The sequence below is a fragment of the Flexivirga meconopsidis genome (genome assembly GCF_026162425.1).
GTDB lineage: Bacteria > Actinomycetota > Actinomycetes > Actinomycetales > Dermatophilaceae > Flexivirga > Flexivirga meconopsidis.
Genome location: NZ_JAOBQJ010000001.1, coordinates 290,501 through 308,310 on the forward strand (window position 1 = coordinate 290,501; position 17,810 = coordinate 308,310).

At 69.9% G+C, this 17,810-nt stretch carries 16 protein-coding genes; 11 read left to right on the top strand and 5 right to left on the bottom strand.

What is annotated here, in order from left to right; all coding sequences use genetic code 11:
* Window positions 1-5: 5 nt before the first annotated feature.
* Window positions 6-782, bottom strand: a complete 777-nt coding sequence (locus tag N2M23_RS01430) for an ABC transporter ATP-binding protein (protein WP_265442748.1) — start codon at window positions 780-782, stop codon at window positions 6-8.
* A 68-nt stretch (window positions 783-850) separates the two neighbouring features.
* Here N2M23_RS01430 and N2M23_RS01435 point away from each other — a divergent pair, with 68 nt between their 5' ends.
* Complete coding sequence (locus N2M23_RS01435; protein ID WP_265442749.1) at window positions 851-2,272, top strand: amidase; 1,422 nt, start codon at window positions 851-853, stop codon at window positions 2,270-2,272.
* 55 nt (window positions 2,273-2,327) lie between these two features.
* Here N2M23_RS01435 and N2M23_RS01440 read toward each other — a convergent pair whose 3' ends face one another.
* Window positions 2,328-3,551 carry a PucR family transcriptional regulator gene (locus N2M23_RS01440; protein WP_265442750.1) on the bottom strand — a complete coding sequence of 408 codons (1,224 nt, stop codon included), beginning with the start codon at window positions 3,549-3,551 and terminating at the stop codon, window positions 2,328-2,330.
* 192 nt (window positions 3,552-3,743) lie between these two features.
* Between N2M23_RS01440 and N2M23_RS01445 the strand changes: the two genes are divergently transcribed.
* Both N2M23_RS01445 and N2M23_RS01450 read left to right on the top strand, forming a co-directional pair.
* The gene (locus N2M23_RS01445; protein ID WP_265442751.1) at window positions 3,744-4,340 is read left to right on the top strand and encodes a hypothetical protein; all 597 of its coding nucleotides are present in this window, start codon (window positions 3,744-3,746) and stop codon (window positions 4,338-4,340) included.
* An 82-nt stretch (window positions 4,341-4,422) separates the two neighbouring features.
* A complete protein-coding gene (locus N2M23_RS01450; RefSeq protein ID WP_265442753.1) occupies window positions 4,423-4,998 on the top strand; it encodes an HdeD family acid-resistance protein in 576 nt (191 codons plus the stop codon).
* 3 nt (window positions 4,999-5,001) lie between these two features.
* On the opposite strand, the gene N2M23_RS01455 is transcribed toward N2M23_RS01450, so the two are convergent.
* Complete coding sequence (locus N2M23_RS01455; RefSeq protein ID WP_265442754.1) at window positions 5,002-6,591, bottom strand: amidohydrolase; 1,590 nt, start codon at window positions 6,589-6,591, stop codon at window positions 5,002-5,004.
* Between the two features lie 198 nt (window positions 6,592-6,789).
* Here N2M23_RS01455 and N2M23_RS01460 point away from each other — a divergent pair, with 198 nt between their 5' ends.
* The 6 genes from N2M23_RS01460 to N2M23_RS01485 all read left to right on the top strand — a co-directional run bounded on the left by N2M23_RS01460 (window position 6,790) and on the right by N2M23_RS01485 (window position 13,748).
* Window positions 6,790-7,611 carry an OmpA family protein gene (locus N2M23_RS01460; protein ID WP_265442756.1) on the top strand — a complete coding sequence of 274 codons (822 nt, stop codon included), beginning with the start codon at window positions 6,790-6,792 and terminating at the stop codon, window positions 7,609-7,611.
* 1 nt (window position 7,612) lies between these two features.
* On the top strand, window positions 7,613-7,756 hold the full coding sequence (locus tag N2M23_RS01465) for a Z-ring associated ZapG family protein (protein WP_265442757.1): 144 nt from the start codon (window positions 7,613-7,615) through the stop codon (window positions 7,754-7,756).
* The gene (locus N2M23_RS01470; RefSeq protein ID WP_265442759.1) at window positions 7,756-10,800 is read left to right on the top strand and encodes a sunset domain-containing protein; all 3,045 of its coding nucleotides are present in this window, start codon (window positions 7,756-7,758) and stop codon (window positions 10,798-10,800) included. Before N2M23_RS01465 ends, N2M23_RS01470 begins: the two co-directional genes overlap by 1 nt.
* Before the next feature lie 151 nt (window positions 10,801-10,951).
* Window positions 10,952-11,764, top strand: coding sequence for a CPBP family intramembrane glutamic endopeptidase (locus tag N2M23_RS01475; protein WP_341870572.1), 813 nt, complete (start codon window positions 10,952-10,954; stop codon window positions 11,762-11,764).
* Complete coding sequence (locus N2M23_RS01480) at window positions 11,761-12,411, top strand: ABC transporter ATP-binding protein (protein WP_265442761.1); 651 nt, start codon at window positions 11,761-11,763, stop codon at window positions 12,409-12,411. Before N2M23_RS01475 ends, N2M23_RS01480 begins: the two co-directional genes overlap by 4 nt.
* The gene (locus tag N2M23_RS01485; protein WP_265442763.1) at window positions 12,411-13,748 is read left to right on the top strand and encodes a hypothetical protein; all 1,338 of its coding nucleotides are present in this window, start codon (window positions 12,411-12,413) and stop codon (window positions 13,746-13,748) included. Before N2M23_RS01480 ends, N2M23_RS01485 begins: the two co-directional genes overlap by 1 nt.
* Window positions 13,749-13,751: 3 nt before the next feature.
* On the opposite strand, the gene N2M23_RS01490 is transcribed toward N2M23_RS01485, so the two are convergent.
* Together N2M23_RS01490 and N2M23_RS01495 are read right to left on the bottom strand one after the other, a co-directional pair.
* Window positions 13,752-14,918 (bottom strand): anhydro-N-acetylmuramic acid kinase, encoded by a 1,167-nt coding sequence (locus N2M23_RS01490; protein ID WP_265442764.1) that lies wholly within the window; start codon window positions 14,916-14,918, stop codon window positions 13,752-13,754.
* Window positions 14,915-15,844: a hypothetical protein gene (locus N2M23_RS01495; RefSeq protein ID WP_265442766.1), complete on the bottom strand. Its 930-nt coding sequence runs from the start codon at window positions 15,842-15,844 to the stop codon at window positions 14,915-14,917. The genes N2M23_RS01490 and N2M23_RS01495 overlap by 4 nt, the downstream gene beginning before the upstream one ends.
* Window positions 15,845-15,977: 133 nt before the next feature.
* On the opposite strand from N2M23_RS01495, the gene N2M23_RS01500 reads away from it, so the two are divergent.
* Both N2M23_RS01500 and murQ read left to right on the top strand, forming a co-directional pair.
* Window positions 15,978-16,922, top strand: a complete 945-nt coding sequence (locus N2M23_RS01500) for a MurR/RpiR family transcriptional regulator (protein ID WP_265442767.1) — start codon at window positions 15,978-15,980, stop codon at window positions 16,920-16,922.
* Window positions 16,919-17,809 carry an N-acetylmuramic acid 6-phosphate etherase gene (murQ, locus tag N2M23_RS01505; RefSeq protein WP_265442768.1) on the top strand — a complete coding sequence of 297 codons (891 nt, stop codon included), beginning with the start codon at window positions 16,919-16,921 and terminating at the stop codon, window positions 17,807-17,809. The genes N2M23_RS01500 and murQ overlap by 4 nt, the downstream gene beginning before the upstream one ends.
* The last annotated feature ends 1 nt before the right edge of the window (window position 17,810 follow it).

Genomic DNA, 17,810 nt, shown 5'->3' on the forward strand with positions numbered 1-17,810 from the left:
TGCTCTCAGCCGGCGATTGCCGCCCAGCGGCCGCGGCGCCGCACGACCTCGATGGGATGCTCGAAGCACTCGGTGACCCGATCGGTGGTGAGGGTCTGCTCGACCGGACCAGCAGCAACCAGCCTGCCGTGCCGCAGCAGCGCGGCGTGCGTGGTCGACGGTGGGAGTTCCTCGAAGTGATGCGTCACCATCACCGTGGTGAGTTCGGGGTGGCTGACCGGAAGCTCTGCGATAGTGCGGATCATCTGCTCCCGCGCCGCGACGTCCAGACCGGTCGACGGCTCGTCGAGGAGGAGCAACGACGGCTGCGGCATCAGCGCTCGCGCGATCAGCGCCCGGCCGCGCTCACCCTGGGACATCGTGTGCCAGTGCAGATCGGGGTCGACCCCCATCGTCTTCAGCAGCAGGTCTGCGCGATCGGCCACCTCCGGCCCAGGCTCCCACCGCGGCACCAGCTCGATCGTGCCGGTCTCGCCGGTGAGCACGATGCCGCGCGCTGCGAGATTGGACCGCAGCGGGTGTCGGGGGTTGACCAAGCCGATGGACCGGCGCAGGTCCCGCAGGTCGATCGTGCCGAGTCGGGAGCCGAGGATGCTCGCGGTGCCGCGGCTGGGGAAGGTCACCGCGCCGCAGATGTTCAGCAGCGTGCTCTTCCCGGCGCCATTCGGTCCGATCAGCGCCCAGTGCTCACCCCTGCCGACGGTCAGGTCGATGTCCTCCAGCAGGTGCTTGCCCTCCCGGATGAACGCGACCTCGTGCAGCTCCAAAGCAGTCCCTGACATGGCCTACCGACTATGGCATTTCGCGATCCGGGCGGTTGGCCCGGGCCGCCCCGGGTACGTTTGCGTAGGTGACGACCCAGGAGACCACGACCAGGGTGCATGCGTTCACCGACGACGCGTTGGGAGATCTCGACGCGACCGGTGTCGCTGAGCGCATTCGCACCAAGCAGATCAGCGCCCGCGAGGCGGTCGATGCCGCGATCGCCCGAGCCGAACGACTCGAGCCGCAGCTGCAGGCCATGGCGTATGACGACTTCGCTCGCGCCCGGGATCGCGCCGCGGACCCGGGAGATGCCGAATTCGCCGGTGTACCAGCGGCTTTCAAGGACAACATCCGGGTCGGCGGGATGCCGATGACCGAGGGGTCGGCCGCCATACCCGCAGTGCCGCAGCAGAAGGACGGCCGGGTCGCGGCGCAATTCCGCGCCACCGGGATCATCCCGATCGGCACCACCACGATGCCGGAGTTCGGTTGGACGGCCACCACCGAGACGCTCACCCGGCAGACGCACAACCCGTGGCACCTCGGCTATTCCAGCGGCGGCAGTTCCGGCGGCTCTGCGGCGTGGGTGGCTTCCGGCGTCGTGCCGATCGCGCACGGCAACGACGGTGGTGGGTCGATCCGCATCCCGGCGGCCGCCTGCGGGCTGATCGGCCTGAAGCCGACGCGTGGTCGCCTGCGGCTGACCGACGGCGGCGAGGCGATGCCGGTGCGCGTGGTCACCGACTCCGTGCTCGCGCGCTCGGTCCGTGACGTCGCCGGGTTCTATGTCGCGGCGCAGCGCAATCACCGCAACCGGTTGCTACCGCCGATCGAGGGTGTCGACCGGCCGATCGAGACGAAGCTGCGGGTGGGGCTGCTGCTCGACTCACCGGTCGGGCCGGCCACCGATGCCCCGACCCGCGCGGCGACGCTCGAACTCGCCCATCAGCTGGAGTCGCTCGGCCATCAGGTCGAGCCCTACGAGTTGCCGGTGCCGGAGTTCTTCAAGTCCGACTTCGTCGACTACTGGCGCTTCCTCTCGGCGGTGATCGAGGCGGCCGGGCCGGCAATGTTCGGCAAGGGCTTCGACAAGGCCAAGCTCGAACCGTTGACGCTGGGGCTCGCGGCGCAGGGGCGTCGCCGGCTGTGGAAGGCACCGATCTACCTGAGCCGACTGCTGGCCACCTCGGTCGCCTCGCGGGTTGCCTTCACCCGTGGCCCGGACGTTGTGCTCACTCCGGTGCTGACCCACACCACTCCCGAACTCGGTTATCTCGCAGCGGATCTGCCGGCCGAGGAGCACTTCCGCCGGTTGGTCGACTACGCCGGCTTCACCCCGCTGCACAACGCGACTGGCGGACCAGCACTGTCCGTGCCGGCCGGTGCGACCGAGCAGGGATTGCCGATCGGCGCGATGCTGAGTGCCAACCACGGGGCAGAGTCCCTGCTGCTGCGATTGGCATTGCAGCTGGAGCAGGCGAGGCCCTGGCGGCGCATTCAGGATTGAGGCAAGCATCTGAGCGATGCGTCCGGATGGTGAGTGTCCTGGCAGTCGGGCGCGCTCAGCCACTGCGTTCGCCGTCGCCCTCGCGCAGGTAGGCCGCCATACGCTCGCGATGCATGAAATTGACTGCAGCCAGGGCGAGTTCGCTCGTCTCGCGCGGATCCGTCAGCGACCGCCCGGTCAGCATCTCCAGCTTGCGCAGCCGATAGCGCACGGTGTTGGGGTGGCGGTCGAGCCGGCGACCGGCGGCCGCCATCGACCCGTGACTGTCCAGCCAGGTGAGGAAGGTGGTGAGCAGTTCTTCGCGGGTGCGCGCCGAGGCGTTGCGCAGCCCCTGCAGCACCTCGTCGGAGATCAGGTCCATCACCTCGGGTGAGGCGACGGTCGCCGCGGCGAGGGCGTCGTCGCCGAAGGTGCGCACGGCCATCTCGGGAGTGGCGGCCTGCAGCGCCACGCGCGCGAGCCGCCAGCCCTGCGAGATCTCCGGCGCACCGACCTCCGAGCTGATCCCGACCAGCGAACGCGCGACCTGCCGCAGCACCGATGTCAACCGGCGGAAGGTCAGCTCGGAAGCGATCCCGATGAGACCGGTCTGCCCGTCGAGGTCGCTGATCCAGACCGACGACACGCCCTCGTTGGTGAGCCGGGCGCGCACGCCCGGCAGCGGCACGCCGTCGTCGTGCGCCGGTCCCGCGATCACCACCCGGAAGCGGCCGACCGGGTCCAGGCCGAGGTAACCGAGCGCCTCCCAGACCTGCATGTGGTCGAATTCCCTGCCCGCCAACAGTGTTCGCAGATAGAAGGCAGCCTGCTCGGCCCGCTCGATGGTCTGGGTGGTCATGACCTCCCGGTAACCGGCGTCGGTCGCCGCCGAGACCCGGCGGAATCCCGTCCAGAGCAGTTCGGCGATCTCCACCATGGCCTCCGCGTCGAAGCCCGACTCGCGGGCGAATTCGGGCAGCCGGCGGGTCAGGTCCTCGAATGCCATCGCCATCGCCGTGTGCACGTCGGCGAGCGGGATGCCGGCGCCAGCGCTGCGCCGGCCGAAAAGAGTCAGCTCGTCCTCGTTGCCCTCCACCGACTCGTCGCCGAGCAGCCAGGCGACGAAGGCCCGGCTGGTCGCTTGCACCCACGACCGCAACTGATCGACGGTGACCATGGCGTCGCCGAAGGAGGGGATCTCGGCCCGCAACCGGTCCACGAGCTGGCGGTTGCGCTCCACGGAGTCGGCTGCGAGTTGCCCGGCCCATGCCGTCGCGACCCGGCCCGATCCCGACGGCATGTCAGCACGATAGGACGCGGTGACCGCTCAGTTTGTCGCAACACACAATGCGAGGCGCGCGGATTGGTCAACTGTCACGATGACAAGAGCCGATGCGGCTTGGATCGTGGAGTGCAGACCGCAGGGTTCAGGGCACGGTTTGCCAGCGGCGGAAGTGTCCGTCGCGCAACGGAGTTCGGGGGAACGACACAGATGACCACCTACGCAACCGTCATAACGACGCCGAGGACGAGGCGCACCAGATCGGTCTTCGGCAGCCTGCGCGGGAGCGCCGGATGTCCCGAGATCGGGTCGGCCGCCCTGGTTGAACGCACCGCGAGCGGGGCGATGCGCGTCGCCGAACGCACGCTTGAGTTGTCCCTGCGCCCGCCCCGCGAGGACTCGCTGCTGCCGTCGCTGATCTCGGCGGTGGGAGCCCGGATGGCGTCGTTGTTCGGGCGGGCCACCAAAAGCGTTGTCGGCACGCCGATCCCGGCGCGTGGGGTTCTCGATCCGGAACACCCGGTCGACACCGTCGACTGCACAGACACCATCGACACCTTCGCGGGGCTGGTCTCGCACGGCGGGGTGGCGATCGTGGCCGAGACCTGCGAGCGCGACACCAGTCTGCTCGACCTCTTCGTCACCGGATTCGGCGGCATGATCGCGCGGCGGCCGTCCGCGCAGGTCGCCGCCGAACTCCGGTTGCCACCGGCGCCCCACGGGCAGCCGGTTATCGACCACCCGACTCGTGCCGGAATTGGGTCGGCACGAGGGCAGCGCGGCGGACCACCCCTTCCATTGCCGTAGCTGCCCCGCGGGGCCGGTGACCCGTCGGGGGATGGTCGCCGGCCCCGCACCTCATCTCATCTCCCGATCAGCAGGAGGGACCATGGCCGCTTCGGTCAACAGTGTCGAGACGCCGGTGAGCGGGTTTGCCGAGCACGGTTGGAAACTGCTCGTGGGCCTCGGTCTGCTGGGCATCGTCGTCGGTGTGCTGGTGCTTGCGTGGCCCGGCCGGAGCATCGAGCTGGTCGGGCTGCTCTTCGGTGTCTACCTGGTCGTGAGCGGTGTCATCGAGGTGGTCATCGGGCTCGTGGGTGAGCTGTCCGGTCCGGGCCGTGTGTTGCTGATCGTCAGCGGCGGCCTCAGCCTCGTGGTCGGAGCCGTCGCCTTTCGCGGCAGCTTTCAGTCGGTGCTGTTACTCGCGATCTGGATAGGCATCGGCTGGATCATGTATGGCGTCAGCCGCCTCGTCGACGGACTGGCGTCGACCCGGCCCGGGTCCGGCTGGGACGTGCTGGCTGGGGTGTTCCTGCTCATCGGCGGATTCGTAATGCTGGCAACGCCGTTCGAGTCACTCAGTGTGCTGGTGCTGGTCGCCGCCATCTTCCTGGTCGTCGGCGGAGTTGCTGAGGTCGCGCGTGGACTTCGGCTGCGATCGGCGCTGCGCCAGAGGGTCGCCTGAGCCTCAACCGGCCGACCAGCGCACCTCGCCGCCGACGACCGTCTGCAACACCCCGGTGTCCCGGATGCGGCCGGGCTCCGCCGCGACCGCGTCACCGGTGATGTCGGTGTCGACCGCGATGAAGTCGGCGAGCCGTCCCGGGGTGAGCCGGCCTTTGCGGTCGAAATCGCCTGCCAACCGGGCGGATCCGGAGGTGTACGCCGCAATCGCCTCATCGACACGGATGCGCTCGTCGGGTTGCCACCCGCCGGTCGGCGACCCGTCCGGGCGCTGCCGGGTGACCGCCGCGTGTAGCCCGAAGAACGGGTTGGCCTCCTCGACCGGCGCATCCGACCCGAAGGCGAGCATCGCGCCCGCATCGAGCAGGGTGCGCCAACCGTAGGCGACCAGTTCGTGGTCCGGCAGCAGCGCATTGACCAGGTCGATGTCGCTGGTGCAGTGGGTCGGTTGCATCGACGCGGTGACGCCGAGGCGGACCAGCCGCTCGACGTCGGGCGGCTGCAGGAATTGGGTGTGCTCGATGCTGAGCGGCAGTCGCGTGCCGGTCTCGGCGCGCAGGCGTTCGTAGACGTCGAGCACCAGGTGGTTGGCTTGATCGCCAATCGCGTGCGTTGCCACCGCTATTCCGGCGTCGACCGCTGTGCGGGCTGCGTCATACAGCTGGTCGGTGGTCATCACCGCGATGCCGCGGTTGCCGGGGTCGCCGTGGAAGTCCTTGCCCATGTGGCTGGTGCGGGAGCCGAGGGCGCCGTCGCTGAAGAGCTTCACCGGGCCGACCCGCATCCAGTCGTCCCCGACTCCGGTGCGGCGTCCCTCGGAGATCGCTGCCGCCAGCGACTCGCGCGGAATGCCTTTGTTGACACGGATTTTCAGGTCTCCGTTTGCCTTGAGCTGCAGGTATGCCGCTCGGGCGTCCTCACCGTTGAGGTCGGTCACGCTGGTCAGGCCGACCGAGAGCAGCTGGTCCTGCGCCAGGACCAGCAGACTTGCCAGCTCACCGGATGCCGGGCTCTCGGACAGCGAATCGATCGGGCCCTGAGCCTCTTCCCGCAGGATGCCGGTGGGCACACCGTCGGCATCGCGCACCACGTGACCACCGGCGGGGTCGCGGTAGTCGGCGTTGATGCCGGCGAGCCGCAGCGCCGCACTGTTGGCCCACATCGTGTGACCGTCGATGCTGGACAGCGCTATCGGGTGTCCGTCGCTCACCGTGTCCAGGTCTGCGGCGGTGGGCTGCACCGCGCGCTCCCACTTGTTGCTGTCCCAGCGCCCGCCGAAGACCCAGGCACCCTCCGGCATCGTCCGGACGTGCGCGCGCACGAGCTCGAGCGCTTCGGCGAGCGACCGCGCCGGGCGAAGGTCGACCGACACCAGCGACCGGGCGAGGGCGGCGGTGTGGATGTGCGCGTCATGCATGCCGGGCAGAACGAGCGCACCGGGCAGGTCGACGACCTGCAGTCGCGTGTGCGTGGCGGCCAGCTGGTCGGCGTCCCCTGCTTCGGTGATTACGCCATCGGTGACGAGGAGTCCGGTGACGAGCGGGCGGTGCGAGTCGCCGGTGTGAATGCGGGGGTGACGGAAGAGAGCGGGCACGGCGGTCAGCTTAGGCAGGGCACGAGCGTGGCGACTCGAGGGGCTCATAGCACCCGTCATACCGGATATCAAGTATTGGTAACGATTTGGTAAATGTGCTGACAAGAACGACGAATCGGTGCTTGATGCCATTCCCATCCAGGTGCGGAACGGCTAGTTTCCGCTGGGCTTGTACCTTCGCCTGGACAGGAGATCCGCATGGACCCCGCTGATGGCAACACCTCACAAAGTCGTGACGGAGACGGCCAAGTCGTCCGTCGCGAGACGATCAGTAAGCGGGTGCGAAAGCCCGCCTGGTTGCCGTGGTTGCTCGGCCTCATTTTGGTACCCGCAGTGCTCGCCCTCATTACCGGGCTGGTGCGTCACGGGTCGATCGAGAAAGACTTGAAAGGTCGCACCACCGAGGCGCTGAAGGCGGGTGGAGTGTCCGACGCGGGCGTGAAGTTCGACGGCCGGGACGGCACGATCACGCTGCCGGACGGCGCCGACGCGGCGAAGGCCAAGAGCCTGGCGAAGAACGTGGACGGGGTGCGCGTCGCCGACGTGAAGGGCGGCGGCACGGCCGCTGCTCCGGCGCCGGCCCCGTCGAGCACCGAGCCGAGCCCCACCGAGTCGAGCCCGTCACCCAGTCCGTCCTCGTCGGCCGACGACTGCGCGACCTTGGGCGAGAAGTTGACCGCCCTGCTGAAGGGCAACGAGCCGAAGTTCGCGACGGCCTCCACCAAGTTGCAGTCGGCCACCGACCCGACACTGGACAAGGTCGCGAACCTGATCAAGGGCTGCCCGACCACCAAGTTCCAGGTCGGCGGCTACACCGACAACACCGGTGACGCGTCGTTCAACAAGACGCTGTCGCAGGGCCGCGCCCAGTCGGTCGTCGACTACCTGGTCGGCAAGGGCGACAACAAGGCAAACCTCAGCGCGAAGGGCTACGGATCGGCCAACCCGGTCGGCGACAACAAGACCGAGGAAGGGCGCGCCCAGAACCGTCGCGTCGAAATCACCGTGGTGGGAGGCTGAAATGGGTTGGCTTTTCTTCCAGACCTGGATCTGGTTGCTGGTGGCATTCGTGGTCGGGGCAGTGATTGCGTTGCTGCTTGCGTACCTGTTGTTCCCGAACGAACGTGACGCGTTCAAGGACGTTCTCGAAGGAGGTCGGTCCTAATGGGTTGGCTGTTCAAACAAGAGTGGCTGTGGATTCTGATCTCGCTCATCCTCGGTTTCCTGATCACCTGGTTCCTGGTGGTCCGCAAGGTCAGCCGTGAGGTCGAGGTGCGTGAGCGCCGCGGTGCGAGCGGTGGCCTGCGCGGCAAGACCGCCGCTGCGGGTGCAGCCGCCGCCGGTGGCGCCGCTGCCGTCGGCGCCGGTGCGGCGTCGCTCGCCGGCAAGCGCAACAAGGACCGTGACAACGATCGGGACAAGGCCGATGTCGAGGGCCGCCGCGTCGATGCGGACAAGCCCCAGGCGGATGTCGACAAGCCGAAGGCCGATGCCGGTCGTCCGGGCGTGAGCGGGAAGGCCGCCGGCGCCGCCGCGGCCGGCACCGCTGCCGTGGGCGCTGGTGCGGCGGCGGTTGCCGGCAAGCGGAAGAAGGACGACGACGCCGAGCCCGATCTGCGCAAGCGTGACGCGGACGCGAAGGTCACCGACACCACCAAGCCGGCGCAGCCGCAGACGACCACGCCGGTCGCGGGCAGTGCGGACGGGCCCGCTGACCGGGCTGCCGACAAGGCGCCCGAGGCGAGCGCGTCTGGCGCCGGAGCCAAGAAGCCGGATCCGGCGTTGGCCCGCAAGGACGACGACGGGCTGAGCACCGGCGAAAAGGTCGGCCTCGCCGGCGCCGCCGCGGGTGCGGCTGGTGTCGCGGGTGCTGCTGCGGCGCACCGCCACGAGGACAAGCAGAACCCCAAGACCGACGTCGAGAAGTCCGACGTCGGCAAGGTCGGTGGCCCGGGCGCCGGCACGACGACCGGCACAGCGGGCACCGCGAAGGCGGCAGACCCGAAGACCGGTGCCTCGGGTGACCTGCATGACGCGCCGACCACGGCGATCCCTGCCGTGGGCGGTACGACGGGCAGCTCGACCACGACCGGCACGACTGGCAGCACCGGCACCACCGGCACTGCTGGCACGACTGGCAGCACCGGCACTGCTGGCACGACCGGCGCGCCGGCCGGTGCCGACCAGGGCACCGGCGCCGCGGGCACCGTGGCTGCCGGTGGCGCAGCCGCGGGGGCCGGTGCGGTCGCCGGATACGCAGTCGGCAAGAAGTCGGCCGATCAGAAGGACGGCGCCAAGGCCGGCTCCGCGACGGACGGCACCGATCCGATGACCTCGCGCTTCGGTGCGGGCGCCGCGTCGCCGACCGCCGACGGCAGTGCGCCGGCCGGTTACTCGATCAAGGGCAACGCCGACTCGATGCTCTTCCACACCCCGGACAGCCCGCGCTACGACGCGACCAAGCCGGAGGTTTGGTTCAAGGACGAGGCATCGGCCACCGCGGCCGGCTTCGCTCACTGGGACCGCAGCAAGCGTGGCGGCGGTGCGTCGGGCGGTGCGGCCGGTGGCAGCGGTTCGGCCGCTCCTTCGGGCGCCGGTGCCTCGGCAGCCACCGGCACGACCGGCACCTCGGAGGCCCCGGGCACGTCCACCGACGCTGGTGCTGGTGCTGGCGCTGGTGCTGGTTCGGGTGCGGCTGGCTCGGCTACCGGCGCCGGTTCGACCACCGCGGGGTCCGGCAGCACGCCGGGCAGCGCGGGCGGCTCGACGGGTGCTGCGGCGGCCGGCGCGGCAGGTGGTGCCGCGGCTGCGGGCGGCGCGGCGTTCGTCGCGGGCAAGGCGTCCGGCAGCGGTGCCGGCACGACGGATGCGGCGACGGCCGGTGACTCCGCGACCGGTGCGTCGGGTGCCGCCGGGGCCGCTGCTCCGGTGGCCGGCTCGTCCAGCGCGACCGGTTCGGCACCCTCCAGCAGCACGACTGGCGCCGGCACGACTGGCGCTGCGGACACCGCAGGCGGTGCAGGCGCCGGGTCCGCGGCCGCCGGCGGCGACCCGCTGACCGCCAAGTACGGCAAGGGTGCTGCGTCGCCGAAGGCGGACGGTGCCGCGCCGGACTCGTCATACACGGTGAAGGGCAACCAGGACTCGGGGCTCTACCACGACCAGACCTCGCCGTCGTACAAGCAGACGCGGGCCGAGGTCTGGTTCGTGGACGTCTCCGCCGCGGAGGCGGCCGGCTTCAAGGCCTGGAACCACAAGCAGAAGGCCGCCGGGTCGGCTGCTGGTGGCGCCACTGCCGACAAGGGCGGTGTCGATTCGACGGCGTCCGGTGCGACCGGTGCTCCGACTGCCGGCTCGCCGACTGCTGGGGCGCCTGCTGCTGGGACGCAGACGTCCGGGAGCTCGACGACCGGGTCGGCTGCTCCGCTCGCCGGCGCGGCCGGTGCCGGTGCGGCGGGCGTGGCCGGTGCCGGTGCGGCGGCAGCGTCGGGCAAGGACTCCGGCGCGACGGGTACCTCCTCGTCGGTCTCGGACCCGATGGCGCAGCGGTACGGCCTCGGTGCGGCATCCCCGAAGGACGGCGGTGAAGCGCCTTCGGGCAGCTACACCGTCAAGGGCAATGCCGACTCGATGCTGTTCCACACCGAGGACTCGCCCTACTACAAGGCGACCCGTGCCGAGGTGTGGTTCACCGACGAGAAGGCAGCGACCGCAGCCGGATTCAAGCGGTGGGATCACAACCGCCGACCGTCCAAGTCCGGTGACGAGTTCGACAAGACGCCGCCGAGCGACAAGGCGTCGAGCGGGACGTCGACCGGCACGGCAGGTGCGACCGGTGCCGCGGCTGCCGGCGCGGCGGGTGCCGGCGCGGCGGGTGCTGGCGCGACGGGTGCCGCGGGTCTGACCGGCGCCGCCTCGGCGGGCTCGGCGGACGCGAAATCGGTCGCCGGTCAGGGCGGGACGACGTCGGCTGCGGCTGACAGCACGCCCGACCCGATCCAGGAACAGTTCGGCGACGGTGCAGCCTCTCCCCGCGAGGACGGCAGCGCCCCGTCGGACAAGTACAAGATCAAGGGCAACGCCGACTCGATGCTCTTCCACACCAGCGACAGCCCGAGCTATCAGGCGACGGTTGCCGAGGTCTGGTTCGTCGACGAGGACGCCGCCAAGAAGGCCGGGTTCAAGCACTGGGATCACCGCAAGCGCTGATCCCGCGCGAACTCGTCGCTCATCGCAAGGAGCCCGCATCCCCGGCCCCGGGGGTGCGGGCTCCGTGTTGCCGAGCGCACTTCGGGCCGGGAGCCTCGCCATACCGCGGCGACTGACGTCCGCTCGTAGGTAGCAGTGTTTCAATGGCCCGGTGTCGGCGGTGATCGCTTCGTTGCGCAGCTTGTGGCGCGGCCCGCTCGACGTGCCGCCGAGCAAGCTGACACCGCGCACCCTCAACACCGAAACGGTGCTGGTGCTGCTGCTCAGCCTCGGTGCATCGGCGATTTACTCGATCCTGTCGATCATCAAGCGCCTTGAGTCGACGACCGCGCTCAATCAGCAGACGTCGACCCTCAACACCACTCAGTCCACCAACGCCTGGCTGGACCTGGCGTATCAGGTGGTCGACATCGGTCTCGGTGTCGTGCCGGCGTTGTTGGCGCTCTACCTGCTCGGGCTCCAAATCCCTTCTCCGGCGCGCTATCTCGGCATCGACGGCCGTATGCCGGGGCGCGATCTGCTGCTCGGCGCCGGTTTGGCGGCGCTCATCGGCATACCGGGCCTGGTGTTGTATGTCGTGGCTCGCGATCTGGGGTTCAACACCACAGTCGTCGCGACCGACCTCGGTGAATACTGGTGGACTGCACCGGTGCTCATCCTCTCGGCGTGCCAGAACGCGATCGTCGAGGAAGTCGTGATGGTCGGCTACCTCTTCACTCGCTGGACTCAGGCGCGCTGGAAGTTGCCGCTGATCATCGTGGTGTCCGCGGTGATCCGGGGCAGTTATCACCTCTACCAGGGGTTCGGCGGATTCGTCGGCAACATCGTGATGGGTCTGATCCTCGGGACGGTCTACCTGCGCACCCGCCGGGTGCTCCCGCTGATCATCACGCATGCGTTGCTGGATATCGTCGCATTCGTGGGCTATGCACTGTTGCACGATCATGTCGGCTGGTTGTCGTGAAAGCCCCTGCCTTTCAACAGGTCTCGGCCGACGATGTGACCTGCCGGCGCGGCGAGGTCACCATGCTGCCGCCCACGTCGCTGACCGTCGCGCCGGCGGAGAACGTCGTGATCACCGGCGAGAACGGCAGCGGCAAGACGACCTTCCTGCGGGTGCTGACCGGCAACCTGAAACCCACCGGCGGCACGATCACCCTCGACGGGCAGCCGATCGACGAGCGCGACGCGGGCACCCGACGTGTCATCGCGCCGCTCATCGGCCCGGTCGCCGGCTATCGGGACCTGACGGTGGCCGACCATCTGATCCTGATCGATCAGACCTGGGGCGGCGACCGGGATGGTGCCGGCGAGCGCATTGCGGCCGTGCTCGAACGGCTCGACATCATGCGCTTCGGCAACCGCTTCCTGGCCGAACTCTCCTCCGGGCAGCGCCAACTCGTGGAGTTGTCCATGGTGCTGCTGCGGCCGTCTGCACTGCTCGTGCTGGACGAGCCCGAGCAGCGTCTTGATGAGGGGCGCCGCAGCATGCTCGGCGAGGTGCTCCGGGAGCGTGTCGCCGCCGGAAGTTCGGTCGTCTGGGCCTGTCACGACCGGACGCTCGCGGAGGCGACCGCAACCCGGACCGTGCACTTCCCGGGCGCACGCTGATGACGTCCCGGGTCGGCTCCGCCGAAGAACGCGAACGGCTCTCGGACGCCTACGAATTGCGCTTCCGTGGCGAGGGTGGCCCGATGTCGGCGCCGCTCTTCGGCGCCTATCTTGCCGGCCTGCTCGGCATCGTCTACGGGTCGGTGCTGGCGCACTACGTTTTCGACCAGTGGCCGGCGATCGCCGGCTGGATCGAGGACCGGCCGTTCGCGTCGATCGGCATCGTCATCGCGCTGATCCTGGTCGGCTCGGCGGTCGCCTTCCGGGTGGGACGAACCCGCGGGCCGGTGCTGCCCGAGCCCGGCCACCTCGAGTTCGTCGTCGCAACCGACCTGCCGCGTCGCCTGACCCTGCGCGACGCTTGGCGCGGATCGCAACTGGTCGTGCTCACCACCTGCGTGTGTCTCGGGGTCGCGGTGCCCGCCGGGCTCGCGCTGAGCGGTGGGCCCGGGTGGTCGCTCGCGGCCGGCGTGCTGCTCGGCGCAGTCGGCGGCGCTGTCATCGTGCAGGCATGGCTGCGCGGCCAAGCCTGCGGCCACGTGCCGAGCCTGCTCGCCCCGGCGGGGTCGCTGGTTGCGGCACTGCCCGGCTCGCTGCTCCTGCGACAGTCGCTGCTGTCCGAGGCGGTCACGTCGTCGCTGATGATCGCCGACACCCGACGTGCTCGCGCTCAGGCATTCCCGATCGCGTTGCGGCGCAAGCCGGCTCGCATCCCGACAGCTGGGCGGTGGGTCACGGTCGTGCTGGCTGACCTCACTGGTCTGTTGCGCAGCGGCTGGTCGGTCGCGGCCTGGCTGATCGCGGAGCTGGCGGCACTCGTCGTGCTCGGCACGCGCGTCGTCCTTAATGCCGACTCACCCCTCGTCCTGCCGGTGCTCCTGCTGCTGGCGCACCTGGCCGCCACGGGCTTGACGCGCGGCCTGCAGCACCACGCCGGCTCGGTGGGCGAACCCGCGCTGCTCGGACTGCCGTGGCAGCAGGAGGTCGTGCTGCACCTGGCGCCGTTGGCCGTGCTGCAGTGCTGCGCAGTGACCGTGGCCGGTTTGGTGACCGGTGTCGGCGCGATCGCGCCGGCCTACGGCGTGGGGGTGGCGGCCGCGCTCGCCGGCAGCGGGCTGCTCTACGCCCACAAGGAGCCGCTCACCGGCGGCCTGATGTTGACCGGTCCCGGCCGCGGTGCGGGTGCACTGTGGGCGATGCACCCGGCGATCCTGGCGCTCGCCGCCGGCTTCGGGATGACCCTCGGCGCCAGCACGGCCGTCGTCGTCGGTCTGTTGTTGCTGGCGATCGGATATGCCCGTGCCGCAGCACGATTCGCGCCTGCTACAGCCCAGTGACGGTCAATCGACAACGCGCAGTGCGACGGGTCGCACCCCCGGATCGGGCAGACGAAGCGGTGCGTCGCCCGGGCTGATCCGGCCGAGCACCCGCGCGTGGTCGGCGCCGGTGAGCGTGCCTGAGGCGCCGGCCAGAACGCCCGGGATCCCGTGCCAGGTCAGGTATCCGATCAGGCCCATCAGATAACCCTCCTTGGCATCGACCGGCAGCCCGAACCGGTCGCTGGTCAGCAGCCCGGTGGTGCCGAGGTGGTGTTGCAGCCGCGCCGTCAGGATCGGATTGTGCACTCCACCGCCGGACGCGTAGACCTCGCGCACGCCGTGCGGTCTGAGCGCTTCGGCGACGGTGATCGCAGTGAGTTCGGTGAGCGTTGCGACCAGGTCGGGCAAGGACAGCCCGGTGCCGCTCGGGACGTAGTCGCCCGAAAAAAGCTCGCGTCCAGTCGATTTGGGCGGTGGGAGTCGGTAGTAGGGCTCGGACAGCAGGTGCGTCAACAGGCGCCGGTCGACCTTGCCGGATGCGGCCAGGCGGCCGCTCTCGTCATACAACTGCTTGCCGCCGGTGGCTGCCGCGATCGTCGCGTCGATCAGGCAGTTGGCCGGCCCGGTGTCGAACGCGAGCGGCCCGTCGCTGAGGGTCACGTTGGCGATGCCACCGAGGTTGAGCAGCGCCCGAGGTATGACGGGGGTCATCCCGTGCAGCAGCAACACGTCGAGGGTGCCGGCGAGTGGCGCCCCCTGGCCGCCGGCTGCGATGTCCCGACTGCGCACATCGCTGACCACAGGCAGGCCGGTGCGCTCGACGATGGCCGCGGGTTGACCGAGCTGGAGCCCGCCTTGAGATCGGCCGTCGGCGACCCAGTGAAAGACGGTCTGCCCGTGACTGACGACGAAATCCGCTGCACCGCCGGCGAATTCGTCGATCGCCCGAGACACTGCAGCGGCGATCTCCCGGCCGGTCAGCACGTCGAGCCTGCATATCTGCTCGACCGTGGTGGTTGCGGGCGGCAGTAGTTCGAGCAGGTCCCGGCGGACCTGCGCCGACCAGCTGAACGTGCGGGCGCCCAGCGCGCGCAAGGTCAGCCGGCCATCGGCCGCGCCGCCGAATTCGCCTACCGCAACGTCGATCCCGTCGATCGAGGTGCCGGAGATGCAGCCCGCGACGATCACGAGGCGACCCGGTCCGGGCGGCGCACGACGTGAGCTTCGTGTGGCGTCGTGGGGTCGATCGCGAGTCGCGCGGCGCCGGCGAGTGTGTCGCCCGCGGGGTCGACAAGTCGCAGTCTCGGGTCGAGCGAGGTTGCGGCGGAAAGGATTTGGCGCAAGAAGTCAGGGCCGATGGTGGTGAGCCGGCCGCGGATCACGCACGGCACCTCCTCCAGGTCCAGTGTCACCGACGCGTCGGCAAGTGTGCGGCCCAGCAACGCGGCCGCCGACCGGACCACGTGGTAGGCCTCGGGGTTGCCCGCCGTTGCCGCGGCAGCGATATCGCGTGCGAAGTCCACGCGCTGGGTCGTCACGTGCGGACCTTCGTCGGTCGCCAGCCCTTCCCACGCCTCCCCGAATCGCGCGTGTGCGGCGTCGGCGAGTGCGCCGCCGTGCGTCATGGCAAGCAGCAAGCCTTGCCGGCCCATCCAGTGCGCACTGCCGAGATCGCCGGTCTCCGGACCGCGCCCGTCGCGCAGCTTGAGTGCGCCGGTCGCGTCGATCCCGACCCCGATCGCGCCGGCGCCTGCGACGAGCAGCGCGCCCGGACGGCCGGCGAGTGCTCCGGCATGGGCGGCGACGGCCGACTCGGCAACGACCACCTGGGCACGGTCACCGGTCACCTCGCGGATGCGGCGGGCGGTCTGCGCGGGCTCCAGCGGTGGCGCTGCGGCAACCGCCAGCACGTCGCTTCGGCCGACCCGGTCGTTGTGCATGGCGTCCGACACCACGCGCGATGCAGCGACATACGACGCGGCGCCGCGGCCGTCGAGATCGGGCGTGTCAGGGACAGGTTGCAGCGCCTGCGGACTGGGTCGCGACCGAGGCACCTGGAAGGCCCGACCGACGGTCTCCATCGGCCGGACCTCGACGGCGAGAACCCGAATCACGCGCACAGAGTATGTGAATCGTTTCCGGCTCGTGCCGCGATAGTGTTGGTTGCTTTTCATACGATGGTTAGAGTGACGCCGTTGACATGGAATCGGTCGACATCTGTCCCCGCACAGCCGAGGGAGGCCAGTGATGGATGACCAATCCCGCGAACTACCGTCCGCAGATCCGACACGCGACGTGCTGGTCCGGATGCGTGCCGCGTTGCCGTCGTTGCAGCCCGCCGAGCACCGCGTCGCCGAGGTGGTGTTGCGCGACCCGGCGGCCGCGGCTCAACTGTCGATCACCGACCTGGCCGAGAGCGCGTCGACGTCCGTCGCCACCGTTGCGCGCTTCAGCCACAGTGTCGGTTTCGGCGGATATCCGCAGTTGCGGCTCGCGCTGGCCGGAGCCGCCGCCCGGGAGTCGGCCCTCGGAGGGCCACGGCGCCAACCGCCCGCCGACCTCGACGAGGCGGCCACGACCGAGGACATCGTCGCCACGATCGTGCACCACGAGGTGCGGGCCTTGCAGGAGACCGCCGAACACCTCGACCTGGCGGCGTTGGACGCCGCGATCGAGGCAGTCGCCGGTGCGGCGCGGGTGGACGTCTTCGGCATCGGCGCGAGCGGCATGGTCGCCGACGACCTGCAGTACAAACTGCACCGGATCGGACGAATCTCCTTTGCCTGGACCGAGTTCCATGCCGCGATCACGGCTGCGGTGCTGCTCGGGGATAAGGACGTCGCCATCGGCATCTCACACTCGGGCAGCACCACCGATGTGGTCGAAACTCTCGCTGCCGCCAAGGAATCCGGAGCGACGACCATCGCACTGACCAACTTCGCGAATTCCCCGATCGTGGAGCACGCGGACATCGTGCTGACCACGGCAGCCCGCGAGACGACCTTCCGGTCGGGGGCGCTGGCCAGTCGCACCGCACAGCTGGCGATGGTCGATTTCCTCTTCGTCGGGGTCGCTCGCACTGCGCTGGACGTCGCGACCGAGGCCCTCGCCCGGACCCACCAGGCCGTGAGCGTACGACGACCGCCGCAGCGCGTCCGAAAAGGGCGCAATGCCAAGGAAACTCGCTCGTGAAGCTAGGCGATCTCGACACCGAGACGCGCAATCCGCGCAGCTCCGGGCTGGACCTGATGAGCACCCATCAAGTGCTGGAGCTGATGAACGACGAGGACCAGACGGTCGCGTCCGCCGTGCGCAGCATGCTCCCTGAGATCGCGAAGGCGGTTGAGCTGATTGCCGATTCGCTGCGAGCAGGAGGCCGCTTGATCTACCTCGGCGCCGGGACCAGCGGCCGGCTCGGCCTGCTCGACGCGGTCGAGTGCCCGCCGACCTTCGACACCGATCCAGGCCAGGTGACCGCGTTGCTCGCCGGCGGCGACGGTGCCTTCATCCAGGCGGTTGAGGGTGCCGAGGACGACACCGACGCGGCAGCACGCGATCTCGAGCGGCTCGACGTCGGGGACCGGGACACCGTGGTGGGGCTCGCGGCGAGCGGCCGCACGCCATACGTCGTGGCGGGGCTGCGCCGCGCGCGCGAGCTGGGTGCGCACACTGTTGCGGTGGCATGCAATCCGGGATCCGCGATCGGCCGGGAGGCCCGCGTCGCCATCGAGGTGCCGACCGGCGCCGAGGTGCTGACCGGCTCAACCCGCCTGAAGGCCGGGACCGCGCAGAAGATGGTCTGCAACATGCTGTCGACCGCGGCGATGGTGCGCATCGGCAAGACCTACGGCAACCTCATGGTCGACATGCGGCCGACCAACGCCAAGCTGGTCGACCGGGCCGGCCGGATCGTCGCGGCGGCCGCCGAGGTCGATGCCGAGACTGCGGCCCGGACGCTTGACGAGGCAGGCGGCCGCACCAAGGTCGCGATCGTGATGCTGCTGGCCGGGGTCGATGCGGAGCAGGCCGACGAGCTGCTGCTTCGCGGTGGCGGGAGCGTGTCTTCCGCCATACATTGAA

Bases quoted from the DNA above. Each gene is read 5' to 3' on its own strand.
- N2M23_RS01430 (WP_265442748.1), bottom strand. From the start codon at position 782: ATGTCAGGGACTGCTTTGGAGCTGCACGAGGTCGCGTTCATCCGGGAG.
- N2M23_RS01440 (WP_265442750.1), bottom strand. From the start codon at position 3,551: ATGCCGTCGGGATCGGGCCGGGTCGCGACGGCATGGGCCGGGCAACTC.
- N2M23_RS01445 (WP_265442751.1), top strand. From the start codon at position 3,744: ATGACCACCTACGCAACCGTCATAACGACGCCGAGGACGAGGCGCACC.
- N2M23_RS01450 (WP_265442753.1), top strand. From the start codon at position 4,423: ATGGCCGCTTCGGTCAACAGTGTCGAGACGCCGGTGAGCGGGTTTGCC.
- N2M23_RS01460 (WP_265442756.1), top strand. From the start codon at position 6,790: ATGGACCCCGCTGATGGCAACACCTCACAAAGTCGTGACGGAGACGGC.
- N2M23_RS01465 (WP_265442757.1), top strand. From the start codon at position 7,613: ATGGGTTGGCTTTTCTTCCAGACCTGGATCTGGTTGCTGGTGGCATTC.
- N2M23_RS01470 (WP_265442759.1), top strand. From the start codon at position 7,756: ATGGGTTGGCTGTTCAAACAAGAGTGGCTGTGGATTCTGATCTCGCTC.
- N2M23_RS01485 (WP_265442763.1), top strand. From the start codon at position 12,411: ATGACGTCCCGGGTCGGCTCCGCCGAAGAACGCGAACGGCTCTCGGAC.
- N2M23_RS01500 (WP_265442767.1), top strand. From the start codon at position 15,978: ATGGATGACCAATCCCGCGAACTACCGTCCGCAGATCCGACACGCGAC.